Genomic DNA, 23,111 nt, shown 5'->3' with positions numbered 1-23,111 from the left:
CTCTTGACCCATGACCGCCATGTACGAGCACCCCAGCCTGAAGATGAACGTGACGCCGGACCAGCGCGACCGTGCCGAGTCCTGGTTGAAGGACGCCTACGCCGACGGACGCGTCACCGAGCTGGAGTTCGACACCCGGATGGGGCAGGTCCTCTCCGCGGGGAACCGCAAGGAGCTCAACGAGGCCTTCTACGGACTGGTGCACGTCCCCAGCCCGTCGCAGGCCCTCGGGGTGCACCCGGCCTACCAGCCTTTCGTGCGGGCCGAGACCCGGGACAAGGCCGGGCGCGGGGTCGCAGCCGTCGCCCACTTCTCCTCGCTGCCCACCGGGGTGCTCGGCCCGGGGCTCGTCTACGCGGTCTCCAGCCCCGGGAGCTTCGCCCGCCGCGAGGCGGCCAAGGCGTTCAACTTCTCGCTGACGATGTTCCTCGGCTTCGTGGCCTTCGGCATCCTCGCCGGGATCACCGACGCCGGCATCTTCGGTCTCGTCGCGATGCTGTTCGCGGTCGCCTGGGTGGTGCTGACCATCGTCGGGGGTGCCAAGGCCGCCCAGGGCGAGGTCTGGAAGAACCCGGTGCGGCAGGTCCTCAAGCTCCAGGTCCTGTCCGAGAAGTAGCAGCTCCTCGTCTCCCGCCCCGGCGCCTGGCAGGCGCCGGGGCGGTGTCCTGCCCCGGTCCCGGTGGTCGACGCACCGGCGGGAACAAAGCGGGTGCTCAGGCGTTGTGCCTGGCGTAGACTGGGCTAGCAGCCCCGGCTGCTCCGCAGACAGGTCGAGCACGTGGACCTCTCAGCGGGACAACTTCACAGGGGGTGATCGGTTTCGACTTGGGTCGGTAGTACCAGGAGAAGCGGGCCGAGAATCCAGGGTCAACTCGTTAATGTTCCCTGGAAACCAATAAGTGCCAATTCTAAGCGCACTCAGTTCGCTCTCGCTGCCTGAGCAGTGATCGAACGGTCAGACCGGGCGTGCCTCCGTCCCGGATCCTGGCCTCATCAAGGAGGCTCACCTGCTAAGAGTCGTCTGAGGACTTAGCGGGAACATCAACTGAGACTGGGCTTGTCTGCAACGTGCTGGCGCGAGTGCAGGAGCCGAGAAAACGCCTAGCCAGCTGCGCCCGGAGAAGTCCTGGTTCGTCGTCCGAGGACGCGGGTTCGATTCCCGCCACCTCCACCCCTGGGTCCCCGCCTCAGAGCGGGGGCCGCCTTGCGTGCCACAGGCCTGCCCCGTCGGGGTGGGCCTGTCGTGCGTTCCGGCACGAGGCCGGACGACCCGCTCCCGGGCCATGGGCACCCTCGCCGGGAGCAGGGGCGCATCCCGGCGTTTCCCGCCGGTCGGGGTGTTGCCCGATGAATGGCATTCCCGGTAACCTGTCGTATTTGTCTGGACACGACAAAAGCACCGATTTCTCGGTGCTCATTCTCAAGGTAACGCCGCGTTGTCGTGTCCGTCAAGTACCCGTCGACGCCGGCAGGAGAGGCCATGACCGAGAGCGTGCTGCAGCAGGAGATGACCCAGGAGCAGGGCTACGTGACGAGGCTGTACGAGGCGCTGGACAGGGCCCGGGACCGCGCGGCGGCCGAGCTCCGTCAGGTGCACGGCGGACCGACGACCGGCACCGACCAGGCCGCGACCGAGCGCGACTCCTTCGCCCGGACCTACGGCGCCCGGACCCAGCAGCTGATGAGCGTCGAGCGGGGCCTGGCCTTCGGCCGCCTCGACCAGGTCGACGGGGACCGGTTCTACGTCGGCCGGCTCGGCCTGTTCGACGACGACCACGACCCGCTGCTGGTCGACTGGCGCGCACCGGTCGCGCAGCCGTTCTACCGGGCGACCGCGGCCCACCCGCTGGGGCTGGTGCGCCGCCGCCACCTCCGGCTGGCCGGGCGGAGCGTCGTCGGCCTCGACGACGACGTCCTCGAGCTGACCGCGCTCGACGAGGCGGAGCGGCACGCGCTCGTCGGGGAGGCGTCGCTGTTAGCCTCCCTCGCGGCGAGCCGGACCGGACGGATGTCGGAGATCGTCGCCACCATCCAGGCCGAGCAGGACGCGGTCATCCGCGCCGACCTGCCGGGCGTGCTCGTCGTCCAGGGCGGTCCCGGGACCGGCAAGACCGTCGTCGCGCTGCACCGGGCCGCCTACCTGCTCTACACCCACCGCGAGCAGCTCGCACGGCGCGGCGTCCTCGTGGTCGGGCCGAACCCGACCTTCCTGCGCTACATCGAGCAGGTGCTGCCCTCCCTCGGTGAGACGGAGGTGGTGCTGTCGACGGTCGGCCAGCTGCTCCCCGGCGTCGTCGGGGGCGCCCCGGAGCCGGCGGAGGCCAGCCGGGTCAAGGGCGACCTCCGGATGGTCGCCGTGGTCGCGCGGGCCGTCGCGTCGCTGCCGCGCGGTCGGGCCCGGCGCGACCTGACGCCCGAACACCTGCTCACCCTGCTCTGGTCGTCGCCGGAGCGGTTGGCCGCGGCCGCGCCGGAGCTCTCGACCGCCGAGCGGGAGGCCCTGCGCCGCCCGGCGGGGGAGCCCTGGAGCCGGGCCGACGTGGCCCTGCTCGACGAGGCCGCCGAGCTGATCGGCGAGACCGAGGGTGCTCGGCGGCAGCGCCGGCAGGCCGACGCCGCCCGGGCCGCGGCCCACGCCGAGCACCTGGCCTACACCCGGGAGGTGGTGCACAGCCAGCTCGCGGCGGACCAGCTGACCATCGACCCGCTCGACGTCGCCCCCTTCATCGAGCTGATGGCCGAGCGGACCGAGCACCGGGAGGCGGCCGGGACGATCGCGGAACGTGCGGCGGCCGACCGGACCTGGCAGTTCGGCCACGTCATCGTCGACGAGGCCCAGGAGCTGTCGCCGATGGAGTGGCGGATGCTGGTGCGCCGCTGCCGTCGGCGGTCGATGACGCTGGTCGGCGACCTCGCCCAGTCCGGCACGGACAGCGGCGTGCAGTCGTGGGCGGAGCTGCTCGAGCAGCACGCCCCGGGACGCTGGCGGGTCGCCGAGCTGACCGTGAGCTACCGGACCCCGGCCGAGATCATGGCGGTGGCCGCGGACGTGCTGGCCGTCGTCGACCCCGCCGCGGTGCCACCCGTCTCGGCCCGCTGGACGGGATCGGTGCCCTGGGGCCGGTCGGTGCCGTCCGAGCAGTTCGGCGCGGCCCTCGTGGCGGCCGTCGCCGAGGAGCGGGAGCGGACGGGCGACGGGCGGCTGGCGGTCGTCGTCCCGCGGTCCCGCCGCGCGGAGCTGACCGCGTTGCTCACCGCCGCGCTGCCCGGTGCCGCCTCCGGCACCGACCCGGCCCAGCTGCTCGACGCCTCCCTGGCCGTGCTCGACGTCGAGCAGTCGAAGGGTCTCGAGTTCGACGCCGTCGTCATCGCCGACCCCGGCGCCATCCTCCGCGACTCCGCCCGGGGCGGGTCCGACCTCTACGTCGCGCTGACCCGCCCGACCCAGCGGCTGGGCGTGGTGGCCGACGGGCCCCTGCCGGAGGTCCTGCACGGTCTGCTTCCCGGAGACGGCACCGTGGTCTGATTGACTTTCGATAGATATCGAGCCACGGTCGATGCATGGCAGCGGTGGTGGCCGAGAGAGCGCGGCCCGGTCGTGGTCCGGGAGGGGTGCGGGCCGGGGCAGCGCAGCTGCTGCGCTTCGGCTGGCTGCAGGTGCAGTGCTGCGTGTTCGCCGCCGCGGTCTTCGCCGGACTGGCGCTCAGCACGGTGCTGCCGCTGCCGGTCGCCCGGTACGACGCCCTGCTGGCCTGGGCGGTCGTGCTCACCGCCGTCTTCCACCTGCTCCGCCTGGAGACCGGGCGCGAGGTGGCCGTGATCGCCGGCTTCCACCTCGTCGGTCTGGCGCTCGAGCTGTTCAAGGTGCGCGTGGGCTCGTGGTCCTACCCCGAACCGGGGTGGAGCAAGGTCGCCGGGGTGCCGTTGTACGCCGGCTTCATGTACGCCGCCGTCGGCTCCTACCTCTGCCAGGCCTTCCGCCGGCTCGACCTGCGCGTCGACCGCTTCCCGTGGACGCCCGCCGTGGTCCTGGCGGTGGCGGCCTACGCCAACTTCTTCACCCACCACCGCCTGCCGGACCTGCGGTGGCTCCTCGCCGTCGGCTTCGTGGCGGTGCTGTGGCGCAGCCGCGTCTCCTACACCGTCGGCGCTCGCCGGTACGCGATGCCGCTGAGCCTGTCGTTCGTCCTGATCGGCTTCTTCCTCTGGGTGGCCGAGAACGCGGCGACCCTGCTGGGCGCCTGGCAGTACCCCGACCAGGCCGCGGCCTGGCAGCTGGTGCACGTCGGCAAGTGGGGCTCCTGGGCGCTGCTGGTGAGCCTGAGCTTCGTGCTCGTGGCCGCGGTGAAGGCGCAGGAGGGCCGGTTCTACGGCCAGGTCGGGACGACGCCGGCGGTCACCGTGACCGCCCGCTGACGGCCGCTGCTGTCAGCCCGCCGCGCCGGACGTCGGCGGGGCGGTGCGCTGGGCGTGGAGCTCGGCGACGCGCTCGCGCAGCCGGGCCCGGGCGGCGGCCGAGGCGCTGACCGCGGGGGAGGAGACGACGGTGGGGGTGGTGGCGCTACCGGTCATGGGGGACTCCTGAGGACGGGCCGCTCGGGCGGCGGGCTGGGTCGTGCGCGTGGGCCGCTCGGCTGGCGACGTCGGAGACCTTGCCGCCCGCGGCTCCGGCGCCGATCCGGACGGCACCAGCACCGGCTCAGGACCTCCTCAAGATCGTGGTGGTGCCGCCGTCCCGCGCCCGCCGCGTCGTCCCGGCGGCGTGCGGCGGCCCCGCTACGCTCCTCCCGGCCCGGGCGCGCCGGGCCGGACTCGCGGAAGCAGGCGGACATGGCCCGACAGATCTGGACCCTCCACGGCGACGGGAGGAACGTCGCGGCCAGCGCCGTCGTCGGCCCCGGTGAGCGGCTGAGCTGGGGCCGGACCGTCGGCCTGGGCCTGCAGCACGTCGTCGCCATGTTCGGGGCGACGTTCCTGGTGCCCGTGCTGACCGGCTTCCCGCCCACCACCACCCTGTTCTTCTCCGGCGTCGGGACGATCCTGTTCCTGCTGCTGACCCGGAACCGGCTGCCCAGCTACCTGGGGTCGTCCTTCGCCTTCATCGCCCCGATCACGGCCGCCACCGCCTCCGACGGCCGGGGCGGGGCGCTGGCCGGCATCGTCGCCGTCGGCCTGCTGCTGACCCTCGTCGGGCTGGTGGTGCAGGTGACGGGCACCGGTTGGATCGACGCGCTGCTGCCGCCGGTCGTCGCCGGGGCGATCGTCGCGCTCATCGGCTTCAACCTGGCCTCGGCGGCCCGCGACAACTTCGTCAAGGCGCCGCTCACGGCGGTCGTCACGCTGGCCGCCGTGATCTTGGCGACGGTGGTGTTCCGGGGCATCCTCGGCCGGCTCTCGATCGTGCTGGGCGTCGTCGTCGGCTACGTCGTCGCGCTGCTGCGGGGGGAGGTCGACTTCGCCCCCGTCGCCGCCGCCGGCTGGGTCGGCCTGCCCGAGTTCACCGCGCCGCAGCTGACGCCCGGCTTCTGGTCGCTGCTGCCCGCCTTCCTGCCCGTCGTCCTGGTGCTCGTGGCCGAGAACGTCGGCCACATCCGCGGCGTCGCCCAGATGACCGACCCGGCCGTGAACCGGCTCACCGGCCGGGCCCTGCTGGCCGACGGCCTGGCCACCACGGTGGCGGGTCTCGGCGGCGGGTCGGGCACCACGACCTACGGCGAGAACATCGGCGTGATGGCCGCGACCCGGGTCTACTCGACCGCCGCCTACTGGGTGGCCGGGGCGTTCGCCGTGCTGCTCGGGCTGTCCCCCAAGGTCGGAGCCGTGATCAACACCATCCCGGCCGGCGTGCTGGGCGGGGTGACCACCGCCCTCTACGGACTGATCGGGATCATCGGCGTGAAGATCTGGATGGACAACCGCGTCGACTTCGCCAAGCCCACCAACCAGCTGACGGCGGCCACCGCGCTGATCGTGGCCATCGCGCCGTTCACCTTCACGCTGGGCGCCGTGTCGTTCAACGGCATCGCCCTGGGCACGGTCGCCGCCGTCGTCGTCTACCACGTGATGTCCGCCGTCGCCCGGGCCCGCGGCACCGCCTGACCCCCCGTCCGGGTGGAGGGTCAGGCGGCCCGCTCAGCTGGTCCGCACCCCGGGCCGGCCGTCCTCGACGACGAGGCTGGCGCGGGTGCTCACCGGCGCGCCCTCCGTGAGCACGTAGGGCACCACGCGGAAGTCGCTGCGCCACCGGTGCCGGTCCACGGTCACCCGGACGTAGCCGCGCTGGGAGTTGGCGAACCGGAGGTGCGGGTTGGCCGCCAGCAGGTTCTCGATCTCCGGTGTCCGGTCGCCGCCGTCACCGCCGCTGGTGATCGAGGTGCCGACGAACTCGGTCCCGACCACCGGCGAGCGGGCGTCGTCGTAGTCCCGCTTCAGGTCCAGGGCGTAGTTCTGGTGCCGGTCGCCCGTGATGACCACGAGGTTCCGGACGCCGCGGTCCTGGGCCTCGCCGAGCACCTGGTTCCGCTCGGCGACGTAGCCGTCCCAGGGGTCCAGGTAGACGAGCGTCTCCGCACTCCCGGGGGTGAGGTCGGTCTGGCCCATCGGCGCCTGGTTGCCCAGCACCTGCCAGCGGGCCGGGGAGCGGGAGAACCCGTCGAGCAGCCACCGCTGCTGCTTGCCGCCCAGCATCGTCTGGTCGGGGTCGTAGCGCTCGTCGCAGCTCGCGGACTCGCCGTCGCCGCACGGCTGGTCGCTGCGGTACTGCCGGGTGTCGAGCATGGTGAAGTCGGCGAGGGTCCCGTACGGGAGCCGGCGGTGCAGCCGCACGTCCGGTCCCTTCGGCAGCTGGCTGCGGCGCAGCGGCATGTTCTCGTACATCGCCTGGAAGGCCCGCGCCCGGCGCCGGCGGAAGACGGCCGGGTCCTGGTCGGACCCGGTGTCGGCCTGGGAGCGGTCGTCGGCGAAGTTGTTCTCGACCTCGTGGTCGTCGATCGTCTGGATCCAGGGGAAGGCGGCGTGCGCGCGCTGCAGCGGGCGCTCGGACTTGTACAACGCGTACTGCAGCCGGTAGCGGGCCAGGCTGAACGCCTCGGGGTCGAACTGCGACGGCAGGTCGACGCCGCGCTTGTTCGTCTTGAGCCCCTTCTCGTAGAGGTAGTCGCCGAGGTGCACGACCAGGTCGAGGTCCTCGGCCGCCAGGTGGTCGTAGGCGGTGTAGTAGCCGTCGTGCCAGGCCTGGCAGGAGGCGAAGGCGAACCTCAGGTCACGGGGCCGGCTGTCCCGCCGGGGGAAGGTCCGGGTGCGGCCGACGGGGGACAGGTGGTCGCCGACGCGGAAGCGGTACCAGTAGCGGCGGTCGGGCTCCAGGCCGTCGACCTCCGGGTGCACCGAGTGGCCGAGGGAGGCGCTGGCCACGGCGCTGCCGCGGCGCACCACGCGCCGGAACCGCTCGTCCGCGGCGACCTCCCAGCGGACCCGGACCGGTCCCCGGCCCAGGCCGCCGTGGCCGTCGGGCTCGAAGGGTTCGGGGGCCAGCCGTGTCCAGAGGACGATGCCGTCGGGACGCGGGTCGCCGGACGCGACGCCGAGGGTGAAGGGGTTGCGCCGCAGCCGGGTGACGGCGCCGGCGTCGCCGACGTCGACGAGGCCGCTGCCGAGCAGCAGCGCGCCGGCGCTGCCGTAGCCCAGCAGGTGGCGGCGGGAGAGGGCGGGGGAAGGGGCCATGAGAACTCCGTCGGGGGGAACGGGCCCGCGGGTGCGGGCAGGGGCAAGGCCTTCCTCCCAGCCGGAGACCGCCGTCCGGCGCCCCCGTGGTGAACGGCGCGGGGAGCCTCGGCGACCGTCCGTGGACCGGGTGAACGGTCAAGACCTGCGCGGCGACCGGTGCGGGACAGTCCGTCGGCGCCCGCGCGTCGGCGGCCGCCGAACCGGTCCCGGACGGGGGTTGCCCGCGGCGGGCTCGTCCGGGCGGAGGGCTGCCGGACGGCGTCGTGCTGCGCTACGTTGCTGCCCATCGCGGGGTCGCGCGAGGACCGGGGCCACCGCCGCAGAGGCGAGGAGGCCGCTGATGGCCCGACCGGCGATCCTCACCGTGGACGACGACCCGGTGGTGTCGGCCGCGATCGCCCGTGACCTCCGGGACCGTTTCGGCGAGGAGTACCGGGTCGTCCGGGCGACGTCGGGAGCCCAGGCGCTGGACGCGTTGAACCGACTGGCGCTGCAGGGGCAACCGGTCGCGCTGGTGGCGGCCGACCAGCGGATGCCCGGGGTGACCGGCATCGAGGTGCTGGACCGGGCCCGGGAGCTCGCGCCCGGGTCCAAGAGCCTGCTCCTGACGGCGTACGCCGACACCGACGTCGCCATCTCCGCCATCAACGAGATCGGTCTCGACTACTACCTGCTCAAGCCCTGGGACCCGCCCGAGGACCGGCTCTTCCCGGTGGTCCAGGACCTCCTGGACGACTGGCGCGAGGAGCACCCCGACCACACCGCGGACGTCCGGGTGGTCGGCGACCGCTGGTCGGAGCGCAGCTATGAGGTCAAGACCTTCCTCGCCCGCAACCACGTGCCCTACCGCTGGTACGACATCGAGCGCGACGCGGAGGCGTCGCGGCTCCGCGACCTCGCCGGGGCCGGACCCACCGACCTCCCCCTGGTGCTGGTGCCCGACGGGGACACCCTGCGGTCGCCGTCGACCCTCGACCTCGCCGGCGCGCTCGGCCTGCCGACCCGGGCGCAGCAGCCGCTCTACGACCTCTGCATCATCGGCGGCGGTCCGGCGGGACTGGCCGCGGCGGTCTACGGCGCGTCGGAGGGGCTGAGCACCGTCATCGTCGAGCGCGAGGCCCCCGGGGGACAGGCGGGCCAGAGCGCGGCGATCGAGAACTACCTCGGTTTCCCCCGCGGGCTCAGTGGCGCGGACCTGACCCGCCGGGCGGTGGCCCAGGCGTCCCGGTTCGGCGCGGAGATCGTCCTCGCGCACACCGTCGAGGGACTGGACGCCCGGGGACCGGTCCGGGCGGTGCGGCTGAGCGGGGGCGTCGAGATCGAGGCGCGCGCGGTCACCGTGGCCACCGGGGTGTCCTACCGGCGCCTGCCGGCCGACGGTCTCGACGCGCTGACCGGCCGCGGCATCTACTACGGCGCGACCGCCAGCGAGGCCAGCCAGTGCGCGGGCGACGAGGTCTACCTGGTGGGCTCGGCCAACTCCGCCGGCCAGGCCGCGCTCAACCTCGCGCGGTTCGCGGCCCGGGTGGTCATGGTCGTCCGCGGCGCCTCCCTGGAGGCGTCGATGTCGCGCTACCTCGTGGACCGGATCGAGGCCGCACCCACCATCGAGGTGCTCTGCGGTCGGCGGGTGGTGGGCTGCGCGGGCGACGGCCACCTCGAGTCGCTGACCCTCGAGGACGCGTCCGGCACCCGGGAGCAGGTGAGCGCGGGCTGGCTGTTCGTCTTCATCGGCGCGACCCCGCACACCGACTGGCTGGGGGCCGACGTGGTGCGGGACGACCACGGGTTCGTCGTGACGGGGCAGGACCTGCTGCTGCCGGCCCACGCCGGGGCGTGGACGCTGCCGCGCCCCCCGTACGCACTGGAGACCAGCCTGCCCGGGGTCTTCGCCGCGGGGGACGTCCGGCTGGACTCCATGAAGCGGGTGGCCTCCGCCGTCGGCGAGGGCGCCATGTCGGTCCACCTCGTCCACCGCTACCTGGCCAGCACCTGATGGACCTCCGCGACGTCCGCCCGCTCGGCCTGTTCGACGGGCTGGCCGACGCCCAGCTGCAGGCGCTCGTCAGCGGTGGGGCGGAGGTGCGGGTCGAGCCGGGCGTCGTGCTGTTCCACGAGGGTCAGCCGGCCGACGCCTGGTGGGTGCTGGTGGACGGGGCGGTCGAGCTGGTCCGGCACGTCGGTCGGGAGGACACCGTGGTCGGCCGGATGGACGTGCCGGGCCGCTGGGCCGGGGGGTTCCGGGCCTGGGACGAGCACGGGGTCTACCTGGCGACGGGCCGCGGCGTCGCCGACGGTCGGGTCCTCCGGGTGCCGGCCGAGGTGCTGCGGGACCTCACGGGGGCCTGGTTCCCGTTCGGGGGGCACCTGATCGCCGGGCTCTACCGCACCGCCCGCTCCATCGAGTCGACGGCTCGGCAGCGGGAGGCGCTGGTCACCCTCGGCACCCTGGCCGCCGGCCTGGCCCACGAGATCAACAACCCCGCGTCGGCGGCCACCCGGGCCGTCGACGCGTTGGGCGGCGCCTCCCAGCAGCTGCTCAGCGCGCTCGGCCGGCTGGCCCGGAGCCAGATCACCGCCGAGCAGTTCACCGAGCTCGACCGGCTGCGGCTGGACCTGGAGAGCCGGACGCCTCCGGTGGACCTGCTGGCCCTCGCCGACGCGGAGGAGGCGTTGACGACCCGGCTGAGCCGGCGCGGGCTGTCCCGGGCCTGGTCGGTCGGGCCGGCGCTGGCGGGTGCCGGTGCCGACGAGGCCTGGTGCGAACGGGCGGTCGCCGTGCTGGACGGGGCTGCGCTGGAACCCGGCCTGGACTGGGTCGCGGCGACGCTCGCGGTGGACAGGCTCCTGGGCGAGGTCCGCGAGTCCACCCGGCGGGTCTCCGAGCTGGTGGCCGCGGTGCGCTCCTACTCCCAGATGGACCGCGGCTCGCTCCAGACCGTCGACCTCCGGGACGGGCTGGAGAGCACCCTCGTGATGCTCGGTCACAAGCTCGCCGGGGTCACCGTCGAACGTCGCTACGGCGCCGACGTGCCCCGCGTCCGCGCCTTCGCCGGCGAGCTCAACCAGGTCTGGACGAACCTCCTCGACAACGCCGTCGACGCGCTCGGCGGGACCGGGATGCTGGGCCTGAGCACCGCGGCGGACGGTGACCACGTCGTCGTCGAGGTCAGCGACACCGGGACCGGGATGCCCCCCGAGGTCGCCGCCCGCGCCTTCGAGCCGTTCTACACGACGAAGGAGGTCGGCCGGGGGACAGGCCTCGGCCTCGACATCGTGCAGCGGATCGTGGTGGAGCGGCACGGCGGGACCGTCACCATCGACTCCCGGCCGGGCCGGACCGTGCTGCGGGTCCGCCTCCCCGTCCGCGGCCCCGCATCCTGATCCCGCTCTCTTGCCGGGCCCCGCGCCGCGCGGCCAGGGTGAGCCCGTGGGTTTCTACCGACGGCACGTGCAGCCCCGGCTCCTGGCGGCGGCGCTCGGCGACGCGGCCACCGGTGAGATCCGGCGGCGGGTCTGCGCCGGGCTGACCGGCGACGTCCTGGAGCTCGGGTACGGCTCGGGGCTCAACCAGCCGCACCTGCCGCCGGCCGTGAGCAGCATCGTCGCCGTGGAGCCGTCCGCGGTGGCCCTGGAGCTGGCCGCCGGGCGTCGTGCGGCCTCGACCGTCCCGGTCTCGCTCGTGGGCGACGACGCGCAGCGGCTCGGGCTGCCCGACGACCACGTCGACGCGGTGCTGTGCACCTGGACGCTCTGCGCCGTGCCCGACCCGGTGGCGGCGCTGCGGGAGGTCCGCCGGGTGCTGCGGCCGGGCGGCAGCCTGCACCTCGTCGAGCACGGCCTCGCCCCGGACGCGTCGGTCGCCCGCGCGCAGCGGCGGTGCAGCGGGCTGAACCGGCGCGTCGCCGGCTGCGTCCTCGACCGCGACGTGGCCTCGCTGGTCGAACGGGTGGGGCTGACCTGGGCGTCGCTGGACCGCTACTACGAGCCGGGGCGGCCCCGCTCGGCGCGCTACTTCTACGAGGGCCGGGCGACGGCCTGACGCCGCGCCCCGCGCGCTGCCCGCCACCGCCACCGTCACCGGGGCCCCGGGGTGCAGGCCAGCGACGGGGAGTAGCGCCCGCGCTCCCGCCGCTCCGCCTCCTCCTGCGCCTCGAGGACGTCGGCGTAGAACCGCCGGTTGGGCGTGTGGACCACCGCGACGCCCAGCCCGGCCCGGGCGATCTCGGCGTTGACCAGCACGTCGTCGGCGTCGAACACCCCGGCCAGCTCGCGGTCGTAGCGGTCGAGACGGTCCTCGTCGAACTCCAGCACGACCTCGGCGCCGACTGGCAGCCGCTGCTCCAGCAAGGCGGAGGCCTCGGGGCCGAGGCACTGCACCGGCTGGCCCGGCGCCACGGTCTCCGGGGTGTCGACGTCGAGCAGCCGCACGCGGTGCTGCGCGTCGTCGTCGTCGACGACGACGGTGTCGCCGTCGACCACCCGGACGACCGTGTCGCGCTGCCCCTCGCGGCGGTCGGCCGCCAGGGCGAGCAGGCCGACGACGACCGCGACCGCGGTCACGACCGCGACTCCGAGCAGCAGGGCGCGCGTTGCAGCAGGACCGTCACGAGGGCCTCCGTCCTGACCGACGCCACGGGGGAGGAGGGCGGTCGCCGGATCCTCGGCAGCAGGTCCGGGCACCGGGGCCGGTTGCCCTCCCCGGCGCCCGGATCGTTCCCGGCCCGTGACCTCTCAGCCGCGCCGGTCGAAGCGGGCGCCGCGCGGGTCCGGCCCCAGGACCAGGAACACCAGCAGGGCGATGCTGCCGACGATCCCGACCAGGCTGAGCACCAGCCCGCCGACCAGCGGACCGAGCGCCAGGCCGCCGAGGTCGCCCGACGCCAGCCGTTGCTCGTCCAGCGCGCTGAACGCAACCAGCTGCAGGACCGAGCCGGCGAGGCCGGGCAGCACCACCAGGTACCACCAGCCGGACCGGTTGGTGTCGTGCAGCCGGCGCACGGTCAGCGCGATGCTGGGGACGAGCACCACCAGCGACCACACCAGCGCCGGGGCGAGCGGCCGCACCACCGCCCGGAGGTCGAAGGCCGGGGTGGTGCCGGCCAGCAGCAGGCCGCCGCCGGTGGCGAGGCTGCCGGCGAGCTGCAGCACCGCCGAGACGACGAACGAGATCAGCGCCCACCACCAGTACTCGCTGCGGCTGGCCCGGCCCGAGAAGACGGCGAACTTGCGCCAGAACCGGGAGGCCGCCTGGCCGATGGAGGCGTCGTACTGCGGCAGGTGGAGGGGCGCGGGGCCGGCCGGCTGCGGCACGGGCCAGGACCCGGGGGGTGGGACGGGCACGAGGGAGCTCCTGACGCGGGGAGGGTGGGGCTGCCATCGTCGGCGACGCCGGGGTCGGGGACGGGGACCGGCGCGCCCCGACCGTCAGCGCGGCAGCCGGTCCCGGCGGTGCTCGCGCAGGGCGGCCGGCGCCGTCAGCCGCCACGCCTCGTAGGTCAGCTCGGCCAGCTCGCGCCGCTCGACCCCGGCCAGGTGCACGACGACCCAGCCGAACGCCCCGGTCGTGAACTGCACCTCGAACACCTCGGGCCGCTCGGCCACCAGCGCGATCTGCTCGCTGAGCTCCTGCTTGAGCCCGACGGTCTGGGTGGGCAGCCAGAGGTAGCCGAACCCGTGCCCGTGCACCAGGAACTGGAGGTAGCGGCCGTGGTCGACGTGCTCGACGTCCTCGAGCTGCCCCGCCAGGTCCACGAAGTCGTCGCTGCTCGTCCCCACCCCGTCATGGAACCACCGACCACCGACAGGGCGCAGGTCCGCGACGGGACCGGTCCGCTCCCGTCGGTGCCGCGGCCGCACCGGCTGAACCGGTTCGGTAGGGTCGTCCCCCGTGACGGCGTCCGCTCCCTCCCGGCCCCTCCGCCGGCGCTCGGCGACGCTGAACCGGCCGCTGGCGCTGCTCGTCGCCGGGACCTTCTTCATGGAGAACCTGGACGGGACGGTCATCGCGACGGCGGCCCCGGCCATCGCGTCCGACCTGGGCGTCGCGCCGGTCGACATCAACCTGGCCATGACGGCCTACCTCGTCACCATCGCCGTCGGCATCCCGATCAGCGGCTGGCTGACCGACCGTTTCGGGGGCCGCCGGGTGCTGGTGACCGCGATCGCGGTGTTCACCGTGGCGTCGCTGCTCTGCGCCCTCAGCACGACGCTGCCCGTGCTCGTCGGCATGCGGGTGCTGCAGGGCGTCGGCGGGGCCCTGATGGTCCCGGTCGGCCGGCTGGTCGTGCTGCGCGTCACCACCAAGCAGGACCTGCTGGACGCCGTCGCCTACCTGACCTGGCCGGCGCTGGTGGCGCCGGTCATCGCGCCGGCGCTGGGCGGCTGGATCGTCAGCGTCGCCAGCTGGCACTGGATCTTCCTGATCAACCTGCCGCTCGGGGTGGTCGCGCTGGTGGTCGCCGCCCGGATCGTGCCGTCGCTGGACGGGACGCCGTCCGTCCCGCCCCTGGACCTGGTCGGCTTCGGCCTCTGCGCCGGCACCCTGGCCGCGCTGCTCGTCGGGCTCGAGCTGCTGGGCCCCCAGCACGTCGGCGGGGCTCTCGCCCCGGCCGGCACCCTCGTCGTGGCCGCGCTGCTGGGGCTCTTGACCGCGCTGTGGCTGCGGCGCACCCCGCACCCGCTGCTCCGCTTCGGCGCGCTGCGGCTGCAGTCGTTCCGGGTCAGCAACCTGGGCGGCGGGGTCTACCGGATGGTGATCAGCGCCGTCCCCTTCCTGCTGCCGCTGATGTTCCAGGTCGGCTTCGGCTGGTCGCCGGTGCAGGCCGGGCTCCTCGTGCTGCTGCTCTTCCTGGGCAACGTGGCCATCAAACCCGCGACCAGCCCGCTGATCCGCACGTTCGGCTTCCGCAGCGTGCTCATCGCCAGCATCGTCGGCGGCCTGCTGGTGTTCGTGGCGATCGCGATGCTGCGGCCGGGGACGCCGCTGGTCGTGACCGGTGCCGTCCTGGTCCTCAGCGGCGTCTTCCGCTCCGTCGGCTTCAGCGCCTACAACTCGCTGCAGTTCGCCGACCTCGACACCGCCGACATGACCGACGCCAACACCCTCGCCTCCACCCTCCAGCAGGTCGCGGTCGGGCTCGGGGTCGCCGTCGGTGCCGTCGTCCTGCGGGTCGTGGACCTGACGGCGGGACCCGGCCGGCTCGACCCGGTCACCCCCTACGCGATCACCTTCGGGGTGCTGGCCGTGCTGATGCTGCACCCGCTGGTCGAGGCACTCGTGCTGCACCGGAGCGCCGGCGACGAGGTCGCCGGACGCTGAGCGCCGGGCCAGGAGGAACACTGACCCGGTGACCGTCCTGCCCTACCTGCCGCCGCTCCGGCACCCCGTCCGCACGATCGGCCGGCGGACCTTCGACTTCGCCCACGAGATCGTCGTCATGGGCATCGTCAACCGGACGCCGGACTCCTTCTACGACCAGGGCCGCACCTACGCCCTCGAGCGGGCGGTGCAGGCCGCCCTCGACGCGGCCGCCGCCGGCGCCGGGTGGGTGGACGTCGGCGGCGTGCCGTTCTCACCCGACACCCCCGACGTCAGCGAGGCCGAGGAACTGGACCGCGTGCTGCCGGTCGTCGAGGCCGTCGCCGCGGCCACCGACGTGGTGATCTCGGTCGACACCTTCCGGCCGGAGGTGGCGGCCCGGTGCATCGCGGCCGGGGCGGCCGTCGTCAACGACACCACCGGGCTGCACCACCCGGAGATGGCCGACGTGGTCGCCGGCACCGCTGCCACCGTCGTGGTGGCGCACAGCCTGGCCGAGCCCCGCCAGCACCTGCGCCGGCCGCGCTACGACGACGTCGTCGACGAGGTGAAGCGGTTCCTCGCGGCCCGTGTGCAGCGGGCCCTCGACCACGGGGTGGGGGAGGAGCAGCTGGTCATCGACCCCGGGCACGACCTCAACAAGACCACCCTGCACACCCTCGAGCTCAGCCGGCGGCTGCCCGAGATCGCCGACCTGGGGCTGCCGCTGCTCGCGGCCGTGTCCAACAAGGACTTCGTCGGGGAGTCGACGGGGCTCCCGAAGCCCCAGCGGCTGGCGCCGACCCTCGCGGCCGCCACCGCCTGCGCGCTCGGTGGGGCGCGGCTGTGGCGGATGCACGAGGTCGGGGCGGCCGTCGCCGCCGCCCGGATGACCGAGGCCCTGCTGGGGCTGCGGGTGCCGACCGGACTGCGGCACAACCTCGACTGAGCCGGGCGACCGTGCGCCGAGCGCACGTCCGGAGCCCCGGAACCGCCGTCCGCGCCCGGTCGTCCCGCGACGGGGCGGTGTCAGCGGGGCGAACTACGCTCCTGCCCATGGTCAGCGAGGCGGCGGAGGTCTGGGACCGGCCCCGCGTGCTCCGGCTCGCCGCCGACACCGCCGCCCGGCAGGCGGCGCTCCGCGTGCCCGGTACCGCGTGGATCGGCACGGGGCGCTCCGGCGCCCAGGTCTGGGGACGCTGCCGGGGCAGCGGGGCGACCCCCTACGACGTCGTCCTCGACGTCGACGCCGCCCGCTGGCTGTGCGGCTGCCCCAGCCGCAAGGTGCCCTGCAAGCACGCGCTCGCCCTGCTGCTCCGGTGGAGCGACGGGCTGGTCGACGCGCACGAGCCGCCGGAGTTCGTCGCCCGCCGGCTGGGCGCGCCTGCCGTCGCCACGCCCGCACGACCGGCCGGCGAGCTGGCCGACCCGGCGGCGGCCGCGGCCCGCGCCGCCGCCCGGACCGAGCGGGTCGCCGGCGGGCTGGACGAGCTGAGCACCTGGATCGGCGACCAGGTCCGCACCGGCCTGGCGGGGCTGGAGCGCGGCGGCTGGAGCGCCGTCGACACCGTCGCCGCCCGGATGGTCGACGCGCAGGCGCCCGGCGTGGCCGGCCTGCTGCGCCGGATCCCGGGCGAGCTCGGCCGGGAGGGCTGGCCGGAGCGGGTGCTGGAGCAGCTCGCCGCGCTGCACCTGCTGGTCCAGGCGCACCGGCGGATCGACACCCTGCCGGCCGACCTCGCGGCCACGGTCCGGGGGCACGTCGGCTACCCCGTCAGCCGGGCCGACGTGCTGGCCGGGCCCGCGGTGGAGGACGAGTGGCTCGCCGTCGGCCAGCTCGACACCGTCGAGTCGAAGCTGGAGAGCCGCCGCGTCTGGCTGTGGGGGCGGCACAGCCGGCGGTGGGCCCTCTGGCTGACCTTCGTCCCGCCCGGCGGGGCGCCCGACACCACCGTCGTCCTCGGCGACCGGTTCGTCGGTCGGCTGCACTTCTACCCCGGGGCCGGCCAGCTGCGCGCCGTGGTCGGGGAACCGACGGCGGCCGACCCTGCGCTCGCGCACCGGGGCGAGCCCTGGCCGCCGGAGGACGGCCTCGGCACCGCGCGCCGGCGGTTCGCCGACCTGCTGGCCGCCGACCCCTGGGCCGCCCGGCTGCCCGTGCTGCTCCGGGCCGCGCCCGTGCCGCCCGACGGCGACGCCGGCTGGCGGCTGCGCGACGCCGACGGGATCTGCTGCCCGCTGCTGGTCGGCGGGGCCGAGCCCTGGCCGCTGGTCGCCCAGGGCCGCGGCCGGACCGTCGCCGTGATGGCCGAGTGGACCGCCGAGGGAGCCCGACCGCTGGCCGTGCTGGGGGCCGCCGGAACCGGGGCCGCCGTGCTGCGGGCGGCCTGATGAGCACCGCACCTCCGCGCGACCCGGCGTGGAGCGAGGTGGTCACGGTCGCCCTGCTGGGCACCGACCGCCGGCCCCTGCCGCCGGAGGTGCTGACCGCCAGCGCGGCGGACGGTGAGGCCCCCGCCAGCGCCGTGCTGCTGGACCACGCCGTCCGGCAGCGGGCACGGCACCGGGCCGCCCGCCCGCTCGGCCGCTGCCCGGCGCCGCCGCAGGCCCCCGACGACCCGGCACCGTGGGCGTCCGCGGCGGCGCAGGAGCTGCTGACGCGACTGCTCGCCCGGCCGGTGCCGGAGCTGCTGAACGCCTGGCTCGGGGCCGCCGCCGCCCGCGGGGTCCGCCCGGCCCCGGAGCACTGGACGGAGCTGGCCGCCTTCGCCGCCACCCGCCCCGACCTCGACCGCGGGGTGCTGGCGCAGGCCCTCGGCGCCCAGGGCGTCTGGTTCGTCCGCCAGAACCCGGCCTGGTCCCGGCTCGCCGAGGTCCTCGAGCGGCCGGTGCCCGGCCGGCCCGCCGACCCCCCGGTCGGCGTCCCCGACGAGGCCGCCGTGCGCGCCCGGCCGGAGCTGGCGCTCGACGTCCCCGCCCCCTGGCCGCGCGAGCTCGCGGTCGCGGCCCTGCGGGTGCTGCTCGCCGGCCAGCTGGGCTGGCGGGCCAGCCGCTACGGCGCCGCCGTCGGCGCCCGGTTGGCCACCGCCGACGCCGACCTCCTGCAGCAGGCGGCCGACGCGCTGCCCGACGGCCCGCAACGCGGCCTGCCCGGCCTGCGCCTGGTGCAGGAAGCGGTGGCCGCCGCCGCGGCGGCCGCCGCCGACCGGGCGGCCGTCGACCAGGCCTTCGACCTCGACGCCCTCCCGGGCGACCCGACCGACGCCCCCGAGCACCAGGAGCAGCCATGACCACGACCACCGAGGCCGTCCCCACGCCGGCGACCGCGGGAGAGCCGCTCCGGCCGCACGCCGAGCAGGTCTACGCCGCCGAGCTGACCGCCCTGGCCGCGGCCGACGACCGGCCCCGGCCGCCGCACTGGCGGCTGTCGCCCTGGGCCGTGGTCACCTACCTGCTGGGCGGCGTGCTGCCCGACGGCACACCGGTCAGCCCCAAGTACGTCGGCTCCCGACGTCTGGTCGAGGTCGCCGTGGCCACCCTGGCCACCGACCGCGCCCTGCTGCTGCTCGGCGTCCCCGGCACCGCGAAGTCGTGGGTCTCCGAGCACCTCGCCGCCGCCGTCTCCGGCCGCTCGACGTTGCTGGTCCAGGGCACCTCGGGGACCACCGAGGACGCCATCCGCTACGGGTGGAACTACGCGCGGCTGCTGGCCGAGGGGCCGAGCGACGCCGCCCTGGTGCCGTCGCCGGTGATGGTGGCCATGCGGACCGGGGCGATCGCCCGGATCGAGGAGCTCACCCGCATCCCGGCCGACGTCCAGGACGCCCTCATCACCGTGCTGTCGGAGAAGACGCTGCCGGTGCCCGAGCTGGGCGACGAGGTCCAGGCCCTCAAGGGCTTCAACGTGATCGCCACCGCCAACGACCGCGACAAGGGCGTCAACGACCTGTCGTCGGCGCTGCGCCGGCGGTTCAACACCGTCGTGCTGCCGCTGCCCGCCCGGGAGGAGGACGAGGTGGCCATCGTCAGCAGCCGGGTCGCGGAGATGGCGTCCTCCCTCGAGCTGCCCGCCGTGCCGACGGCAGTGGAGGAGATCCGCCGCGTCGTCACCGTCTTCCGGGAGCTCCGGTCGGGGCTGAGCGCCGACGGCCGCACCCGGATCAAGAGCCCGTCGGCCACCCTCTCGACGGCGGAGGCCATCTCGGTCGTGACCAGCGGGCTGGCGCTCTCGGCGCACTTCGGCGACGGCCAGCTGCGGGCCGCGGACGTCGCCGCCGGGCTGGTGGGGGCCGTGGTGAAGGACCCGGTCTCCGACCAGGTCGCCTGGGACGAGTACCTGGAGGTCGTCGTCCGGCCCCGGGAGGACTGGGCCGCGTTCTACCGCGCCTGCCGGGAGGTGGGGTGACGGCGAGCGCGGTCGAGCCGGCCGCGGCTCCGGCACCGGAGCGCGCGGAGGCTCCCGCCGGCCCGGTCGAGCCGCAGGTCGAGGTGTACGGCATCCGCCACCACGGCCCGGGGTCGGCGCGCTCGCTGCTGACCGCGCTGGAGGCCTTCGCCCCCGACGTGGTGCTGATCGAGGGTCCGGTCGACGCCGACCCGCTGCTGCACTTCGCCGCGGCCGCCGGCACCGCCCCCCCGGTGGCGCTGCTGGCCTACGCGGCCGACGACCCGGCCGTCTCCGCCTTCTGGCCCTTCGCCGTGTTCTCCCCCGAGTGGCAGGCGCTGCGCTGGGCCCTCGGCGCCGGCGTGGAGGTGGGGATGTGCGACCTGCCGGCCGCCCAGGTGCTCGCACCGCAGCGGGCCGACCTCTTCGACGCCGAGCCGCCGGAACCGGCGACGGACGGGCCGGGCGCGGAGGACGGGGCCGGGGTGGCGCCCGGGGGCGGGGCCCCGGGACCGGCCGTCGCGGTCGCCGACCCCGACGCCGCGCTGGACCCCCGGCGCTGGGCGCGGGCCGACCCGCTGCGGGCGCTGGCCGAGGCCGCCGGCTACGACGACCCCGAGCGCTGGTGGGACGACGTGGTCGAGGCCCGGCTGGACGGCTCGTCGCCGTTCCCGCTGCTGACCGAGGCGATGGCCGAGCTGCGCCGCGAGGTCGGCCGGCCCGCCGGCAAGGACGCCCTGCGCGAGGAACGGCGGGAGGCCCACATGCGCCAGACGATCCGCGCCGCCGTGAAGCGGGGCCGCCGCCGGGTGGCCGTCGTCTGCGGTGCCTGGCACGCCCCCGCGCTCACCTGGCCGCTGCCGCCCGCGGTCGCCGACGCCCGGGTGCTGCGCGGCGCCCCGAAGCGGAAGGTCACGCTGACCTGGGTGCCGTGGACGCACGGGCACCTGGCCACAGCCAGCGGGTACGGCGCCGGCATCACCTCGCCCGGCTGGTACGAGCACCTCTGGACCGCCCCCGACGCGCCGGTGGTGCGCTGGCTGACCCACGTCGCGCACGCGTTGCGCCGGCACGACCTCGTGGTCTCCAGCGCGCACGTCATCGAGGCCGTCCGGCTGGCCGAGACGCTGGCCGCCCTCCGGCTGCGGCCGCTCGCCGGCCTCGCCGAGGTGCAGGAGGCGACCCGCGCGGTGCTCTGCGACGGCGACGACCGCGCCGCCCGGCTGGTCACCGCCGACCTGGTGGTGGGGGAGGCCCTCGGGGCGGTCGACCCCGCCGTGCCGATGGTCCCGCTGGAGGCCGACCTCGTCGCCACCTGCCGGCGGCTGCGCGTCCGCCGGGAGCCCAAGGCCCGGGTGCTCGACCTCGACCTGCGCCGCCCGGTCGACCAGGCCCGCTCCCAGCTGTTCCACCGGCTGCGCCTGCTCGGCATCGACTGGGTGACCCCCGCCGACAGCGGCGTGGACAGCCAGGGCACCTTCCGGGAGACCTGGTCGGCGACCTGGCGGCCCGCCCTCGCGGTGGCGCTGGTCCGGGCCGCCGTCTGGGGCACCACCGTCGAGTCGGCCGCCACCGCCCGCGTGCACGACCGGCTGGAGGGCGGCAGCCTCGTCGAGCTGACCCGGACCGTCGAGCACTGCCTGCTCGCCGGCCTCCCCGACGCGCTGCAGCGGCTGTTCACCGTCCTGGCGGAGCGGGCGGCGCTCGACGCCGACGTCGTCCACCTGATGGAGGCGCTGCCGCCGCTGGCCCGCGCCCAGCGCTACGGCGACGTCCGGCGCACCGACACTGGCGCGCTCCGCCAGGTCAGCGAGGTGCTCGTGCTGCGGATCTGCGCCGGCCTGCCGCAGGCCGTCGGCAGCCTGGACGACGACAGCGCCGCCCGGCTGCGGGGGCTCGTCGACCAGGTCGGGGCGGCCGTCGGCCTGCTCGCCGAGGCCGCCGCCTCCACCGAGGACGTCGAGCTGCTGGCCGGCACCGGCCTGCGCGAGCGCTGGCTCGGCGCCCTCGCCACCGTCGTCGACCGACGGGACGTGCACGGCCTCCTGCTGGGCCGGGTGGTCCGGCTGCTGGTCGACGCGGACCGGCTCGACGACGTCCCGGCCCGGGTCGAGCGCGCGCTCTCGCACGGCGTCGACGCCGCGGCCAAGGCGGCCTGGGTGGAGGGCTTCTTCGCCGACGGCGCCCTGCTGCTCCTCCACGACGCCCAGCTGCGGGACCTGCTCGACGGCTGGGTGACCTCGCTGGACGAGCGGGAGTTCACCGACCTGCTGCCGCTGGTCCGGCGGACCTTCGGCACCTTCACCCCGGCCGAGCGGCGCTCGCTGGCCGGGCGGCTGGTGGCCCGGGGCGGGCCGGCTGCGTCGTCGCCGGTCGCGGTCGAGCTCGACGAGGAGCTCGCACACGGCGCGCTGGACACCGTCGACCTCATCCTCGGCGGGGCCCGGTGAGCGGGCCGGCGGAGGAGGAGGGGCGGCGCCGCTGGCGGCTGCTGCTCGGCGGGGCGGCCGAGGAGGAGCTGGACGCCACGCTGACCGCCGACGAGGTGGCCATGGACCGGACCCTCGCCGCGCTCTACGACGGCGGCGAGGGCGAGGGCGGCACCCGCTCCCGGCGGGCCGGCGGGCTCGGGTCCTCGGCGCCGGGCGTCGCCCGGTGGCTGGGCGACATCCGCACCTACTTCCCGACCAGCGTCGTGCAGGTCATGCAGCGGGACGCCATCGACCGGCTGCAGCTCACCTCGATGCTCCTCGAGCCGGAGCTGCTGGACTCGGTGCAGCCCGACGTCCACCTCGCGAGCACGCTGATCGGGCTCAACCGGGTGATGCCGGAGACCACCCGGCGCACCGCCCGGCTGGTCGTCGGCAAGGTGGTGGCCGAGATCGAGCGGCGGATCGCCACCCGGACGACGGCGGCGGTCAACGGGGCGGTCAGCCGGGCCGACCGCACCCGGCGGCCGCGCCCGGCCGACATCGACTGGCCGGCGACGATCAGCGCCAACCTGCGGAACTACCTGCCCGAGCACCGGACGGTGGTGCCGGAACGGCTGGTCGGCTACCGGCGGGCGTCCCGGACGGTGTCGCGGGACGTCGTCGTCGCCCTCGACCAGTCCGGCTCGATGGCCGAGTCGGTCGTCTACGCCGCCGTCTTCGCCGCGACCCTCGCCTCGCTGCGGACGGTGCGCACCTCGCTGGTGGTGTTCGACACCGAGGTGGTCGACCTCACCGAGCAGCTGGCCGACCCCGTCGAGGTGCTGTTCGGCTGCCAGCTGGGCGGCGGCACCGACATCAACCGGGCGCTGGCCTACTGCCAGTCGCTGGTCACCCGGCCGGAGGAGACGGTGCTCGTCCTCATCTCCGACCTGTTCGAGGGCGGCCTCGCCGAGGAGATGCTGCGCCGCGTGCACCAGCTGGTCGCCGACGGCGTGCTGGTCGTCGTGCTGCTGGCCCTGGCGGACTCCGGAGCCCCCGCCTACGACCACGAGCACGCCGCCGCCCTCGCCGCCCTCGGCGTCCCCGCGTTCGCCTGCACCCCCGACCAGTTCCCCGAGCTGCTGGCCGTCGCGCTCAGCCGGGGCGACGTCGGGCTGTGGGCCGAGACGACCGCCCGGGAGCAGGCGGCACCTCCGGGCTGAGCCTCGGACGCCGCCCGCGGGGAGCCGTCGGCGCCCGTGCCGCCGTCGCCGCCCGCCCGGCGGGAGGC

General features: G+C 75.5%; 19 protein-coding genes and 1 other RNA gene. 15 read left to right on the top strand and 5 right to left on the bottom strand.

The window, feature by feature from the left end:
• Positions 1 to 10: 10 nt before the first annotated feature.
• The 4 genes from BLT72_RS12960 (at position 11) to BLT72_RS12945 (ending at position 4,416) form a co-directional block, all read left to right on the top strand.
• Positions 11 to 616 (top strand): DUF1707 and DUF4870 domain-containing protein, encoded by a 606-nt coding sequence (locus tag BLT72_RS12960; protein ID WP_091413305.1) that lies wholly within the window; start codon positions 11 to 13, stop codon positions 614 to 616.
• A 190-nt stretch (positions 617 to 806) separates the two neighbouring features.
• Positions 807 to 1,174: a transfer-messenger RNA gene (gene ssrA / locus BLT72_RS12955) on the top strand.
• Between the two features lie 306 nt (positions 1,175 to 1,480).
• A complete protein-coding gene (locus tag BLT72_RS12950; RefSeq protein ID WP_091413303.1) occupies positions 1,481 to 3,526 on the top strand; it encodes a HelD family protein in 2,046 nt (681 codons plus the stop codon).
• A gap of 35 nt (positions 3,527 to 3,561) precedes the next feature.
• Complete coding sequence (locus BLT72_RS12945; RefSeq protein ID WP_091413301.1) at positions 3,562 to 4,416, top strand: DUF817 domain-containing protein; 855 nt, start codon at positions 3,562 to 3,564, stop codon at positions 4,414 to 4,416.
• A 12-nt stretch (positions 4,417 to 4,428) separates the two neighbouring features.
• On the opposite strand, the gene BLT72_RS22255 is transcribed toward BLT72_RS12945, so the two are convergent.
• Positions 4,429 to 4,572 (bottom strand): hypothetical protein, encoded by a 144-nt coding sequence (locus BLT72_RS22255; RefSeq protein WP_157720476.1) that lies wholly within the window; start codon positions 4,570 to 4,572, stop codon positions 4,429 to 4,431.
• A gap of 258 nt (positions 4,573 to 4,830) precedes the next feature.
• Between BLT72_RS22255 and BLT72_RS12940 the strand changes: the two genes are divergently transcribed.
• On the top strand, positions 4,831 to 6,099 hold the full coding sequence (locus BLT72_RS12940; protein ID WP_091413299.1) for a uracil-xanthine permease family protein: 1,269 nt from the start codon (positions 4,831 to 4,833) through the stop codon (positions 6,097 to 6,099).
• Between the two features lie 33 nt (positions 6,100 to 6,132).
• On the opposite strand, the gene BLT72_RS12935 is transcribed toward BLT72_RS12940, so the two are convergent.
• Entirely contained in the window at positions 6,133 to 7,722 is a 1,590-nt protein-coding gene (locus tag BLT72_RS12935; protein ID WP_091413297.1) for an alkaline phosphatase D family protein, read from the bottom strand.
• A 343-nt stretch (positions 7,723 to 8,065) separates the two neighbouring features.
• Here BLT72_RS12935 and BLT72_RS12930 point away from each other — a divergent pair, with 343 nt between their 5' ends.
• Genes BLT72_RS12930 through BLT72_RS12920 form a run of 3 tightly spaced genes read left to right on the top strand, consistent with a single transcriptional unit; the run spans position 8,066 to position 11,767 of the window.
• Positions 8,066 to 9,721 carry an FAD-dependent oxidoreductase gene (locus BLT72_RS12930; RefSeq protein ID WP_091413295.1) on the top strand — a complete coding sequence of 552 codons (1,656 nt, stop codon included), beginning with the start codon at positions 8,066 to 8,068 and terminating at the stop codon, positions 9,719 to 9,721.
• On the top strand, positions 9,721 to 11,109 hold the full coding sequence (locus BLT72_RS12925) for a sensor histidine kinase (RefSeq protein WP_091413293.1): 1,389 nt from the start codon (positions 9,721 to 9,723) through the stop codon (positions 11,107 to 11,109). Before BLT72_RS12930 ends, BLT72_RS12925 begins: the two co-directional genes overlap by 1 nt.
• Before the next feature lie 46 nt (positions 11,110 to 11,155).
• On the top strand, positions 11,156 to 11,767 hold the full coding sequence (locus BLT72_RS12920; RefSeq protein ID WP_091413292.1) for a class I SAM-dependent methyltransferase: 612 nt from the start codon (positions 11,156 to 11,158) through the stop codon (positions 11,765 to 11,767).
• 35 nt (positions 11,768 to 11,802) lie between these two features.
• Here the strand turns inward: BLT72_RS12920 and BLT72_RS12915 are convergent, their stop codons facing one another.
• The 3 genes from BLT72_RS12915 to BLT72_RS23085 all read right to left on the bottom strand — a co-directional run bounded on the left by BLT72_RS12915 (position 11,803) and on the right by BLT72_RS23085 (position 13,503).
• Positions 11,803 to 12,288, bottom strand: a complete 486-nt coding sequence (locus tag BLT72_RS12915) for a thermonuclease family protein (protein WP_197677021.1) — start codon at positions 12,286 to 12,288, stop codon at positions 11,803 to 11,805.
• A 171-nt stretch (positions 12,289 to 12,459) separates the two neighbouring features.
• A complete protein-coding gene (locus BLT72_RS12910; RefSeq protein ID WP_091413288.1) occupies positions 12,460 to 13,068 on the bottom strand; it encodes a DUF805 domain-containing protein in 609 nt (202 codons plus the stop codon).
• Between the two features lie 84 nt (positions 13,069 to 13,152).
• The gene (locus BLT72_RS23085) at positions 13,153 to 13,503 is read right to left on the bottom strand and encodes an MmcQ/YjbR family DNA-binding protein (protein WP_231930039.1); all 351 of its coding nucleotides are present in this window, start codon (positions 13,501 to 13,503) and stop codon (positions 13,153 to 13,155) included.
• 112 nt (positions 13,504 to 13,615) lie between these two features.
• Here BLT72_RS23085 and BLT72_RS12900 point away from each other — a divergent pair, with 112 nt between their 5' ends.
• From BLT72_RS12900 to BLT72_RS12870, 7 genes are all read left to right on the top strand, one after another.
• A complete protein-coding gene (locus BLT72_RS12900; RefSeq protein WP_231930037.1) occupies positions 13,616 to 15,046 on the top strand; it encodes an MFS transporter in 1,431 nt (476 codons plus the stop codon).
• Between the two features lie 28 nt (positions 15,047 to 15,074).
• Positions 15,075 to 15,974, top strand: coding sequence for a dihydropteroate synthase (gene folP / locus BLT72_RS12895; protein WP_231930036.1), 900 nt, complete (start codon positions 15,075 to 15,077; stop codon positions 15,972 to 15,974).
• A gap of 107 nt (positions 15,975 to 16,081) precedes the next feature.
• A complete protein-coding gene (locus BLT72_RS12890; protein ID WP_091413282.1) occupies positions 16,082 to 17,416 on the top strand; it encodes an SWIM zinc finger family protein in 1,335 nt (444 codons plus the stop codon).
• The gene (locus tag BLT72_RS12885; RefSeq protein ID WP_157720475.1) at positions 17,416 to 18,315 is read left to right on the top strand and encodes a DUF5691 domain-containing protein; all 900 of its coding nucleotides are present in this window, start codon (positions 17,416 to 17,418) and stop codon (positions 18,313 to 18,315) included. The genes BLT72_RS12890 and BLT72_RS12885 overlap by 1 nt, the downstream gene beginning before the upstream one ends.
• A complete protein-coding gene (locus tag BLT72_RS12880) occupies positions 18,312 to 19,430 on the top strand; it encodes an ATP-binding protein (protein ID WP_091413278.1) in 1,119 nt (372 codons plus the stop codon). The genes BLT72_RS12885 and BLT72_RS12880 overlap by 4 nt, the downstream gene beginning before the upstream one ends.
• Positions 19,427 to 21,859 carry a DUF5682 family protein gene (locus BLT72_RS12875; protein ID WP_231930034.1) on the top strand — a complete coding sequence of 811 codons (2,433 nt, stop codon included), beginning with the start codon at positions 19,427 to 19,429 and terminating at the stop codon, positions 21,857 to 21,859. The genes BLT72_RS12880 and BLT72_RS12875 overlap by 4 nt, the downstream gene beginning before the upstream one ends.
• Positions 21,856 to 23,043, top strand: coding sequence for a VWA domain-containing protein (locus tag BLT72_RS12870; RefSeq protein WP_091413276.1), 1,188 nt, complete (start codon positions 21,856 to 21,858; stop codon positions 23,041 to 23,043). The genes BLT72_RS12875 and BLT72_RS12870 overlap by 4 nt, the downstream gene beginning before the upstream one ends.
• Positions 23,044 to 23,111: the final 68 nt, after the last annotated feature.

Source organism: Friedmanniella luteola, from assembly GCF_900105065.1.
Classification (GTDB): domain Bacteria; phylum Actinomycetota; class Actinomycetes; order Propionibacteriales; family Propionibacteriaceae; genus Microlunatus; species Microlunatus luteolus.
Note: the sequence above shows the minus strand (reverse complement) of the source record. Positions and strands in the feature narration are given on the sequence as shown.

Coding starts and splice junctions, on each gene's coding strand:
- BLT72_RS12960 (WP_091413305.1), top strand. CDS start 11: ATGACCGCCATGTACGAGCACCCCAGCCTGAAGATGAACGTGACGCCG.
- BLT72_RS12890 (WP_091413282.1), top strand. CDS start 16,082: ATGGTCAGCGAGGCGGCGGAGGTCTGGGACCGGCCCCGCGTGCTCCGG.
- BLT72_RS12880 (WP_091413278.1), top strand. CDS start 18,312: ATGACCACGACCACCGAGGCCGTCCCCACGCCGGCGACCGCGGGAGAG.
- BLT72_RS12935 (WP_091413297.1), bottom strand. CDS start 7,722: ATGGCCCCTTCCCCCGCCCTCTCCCGCCGCCACCTGCTGGGCTACGGC.
- BLT72_RS12945 (WP_091413301.1), top strand. CDS start 3,562: ATGGCAGCGGTGGTGGCCGAGAGAGCGCGGCCCGGTCGTGGTCCGGGA.
- BLT72_RS12885 (WP_157720475.1), top strand. CDS start 17,416: ATGAGCACCGCACCTCCGCGCGACCCGGCGTGGAGCGAGGTGGTCACG.
- BLT72_RS12930 (WP_091413295.1), top strand. CDS start 8,066: ATGGCCCGACCGGCGATCCTCACCGTGGACGACGACCCGGTGGTGTCG.
- BLT72_RS12950 (WP_091413303.1), top strand. CDS start 1,481: ATGACCGAGAGCGTGCTGCAGCAGGAGATGACCCAGGAGCAGGGCTAC.
- BLT72_RS22255 (WP_157720476.1), bottom strand. CDS start 4,572: ATGACCGGTAGCGCCACCACCCCCACCGTCGTCTCCTCCCCCGCGGTC.
- BLT72_RS12925 (WP_091413293.1), top strand. CDS start 9,721: ATGGACCTCCGCGACGTCCGCCCGCTCGGCCTGTTCGACGGGCTGGCC.
- BLT72_RS12940 (WP_091413299.1), top strand. CDS start 4,831: ATGGCCCGACAGATCTGGACCCTCCACGGCGACGGGAGGAACGTCGCG.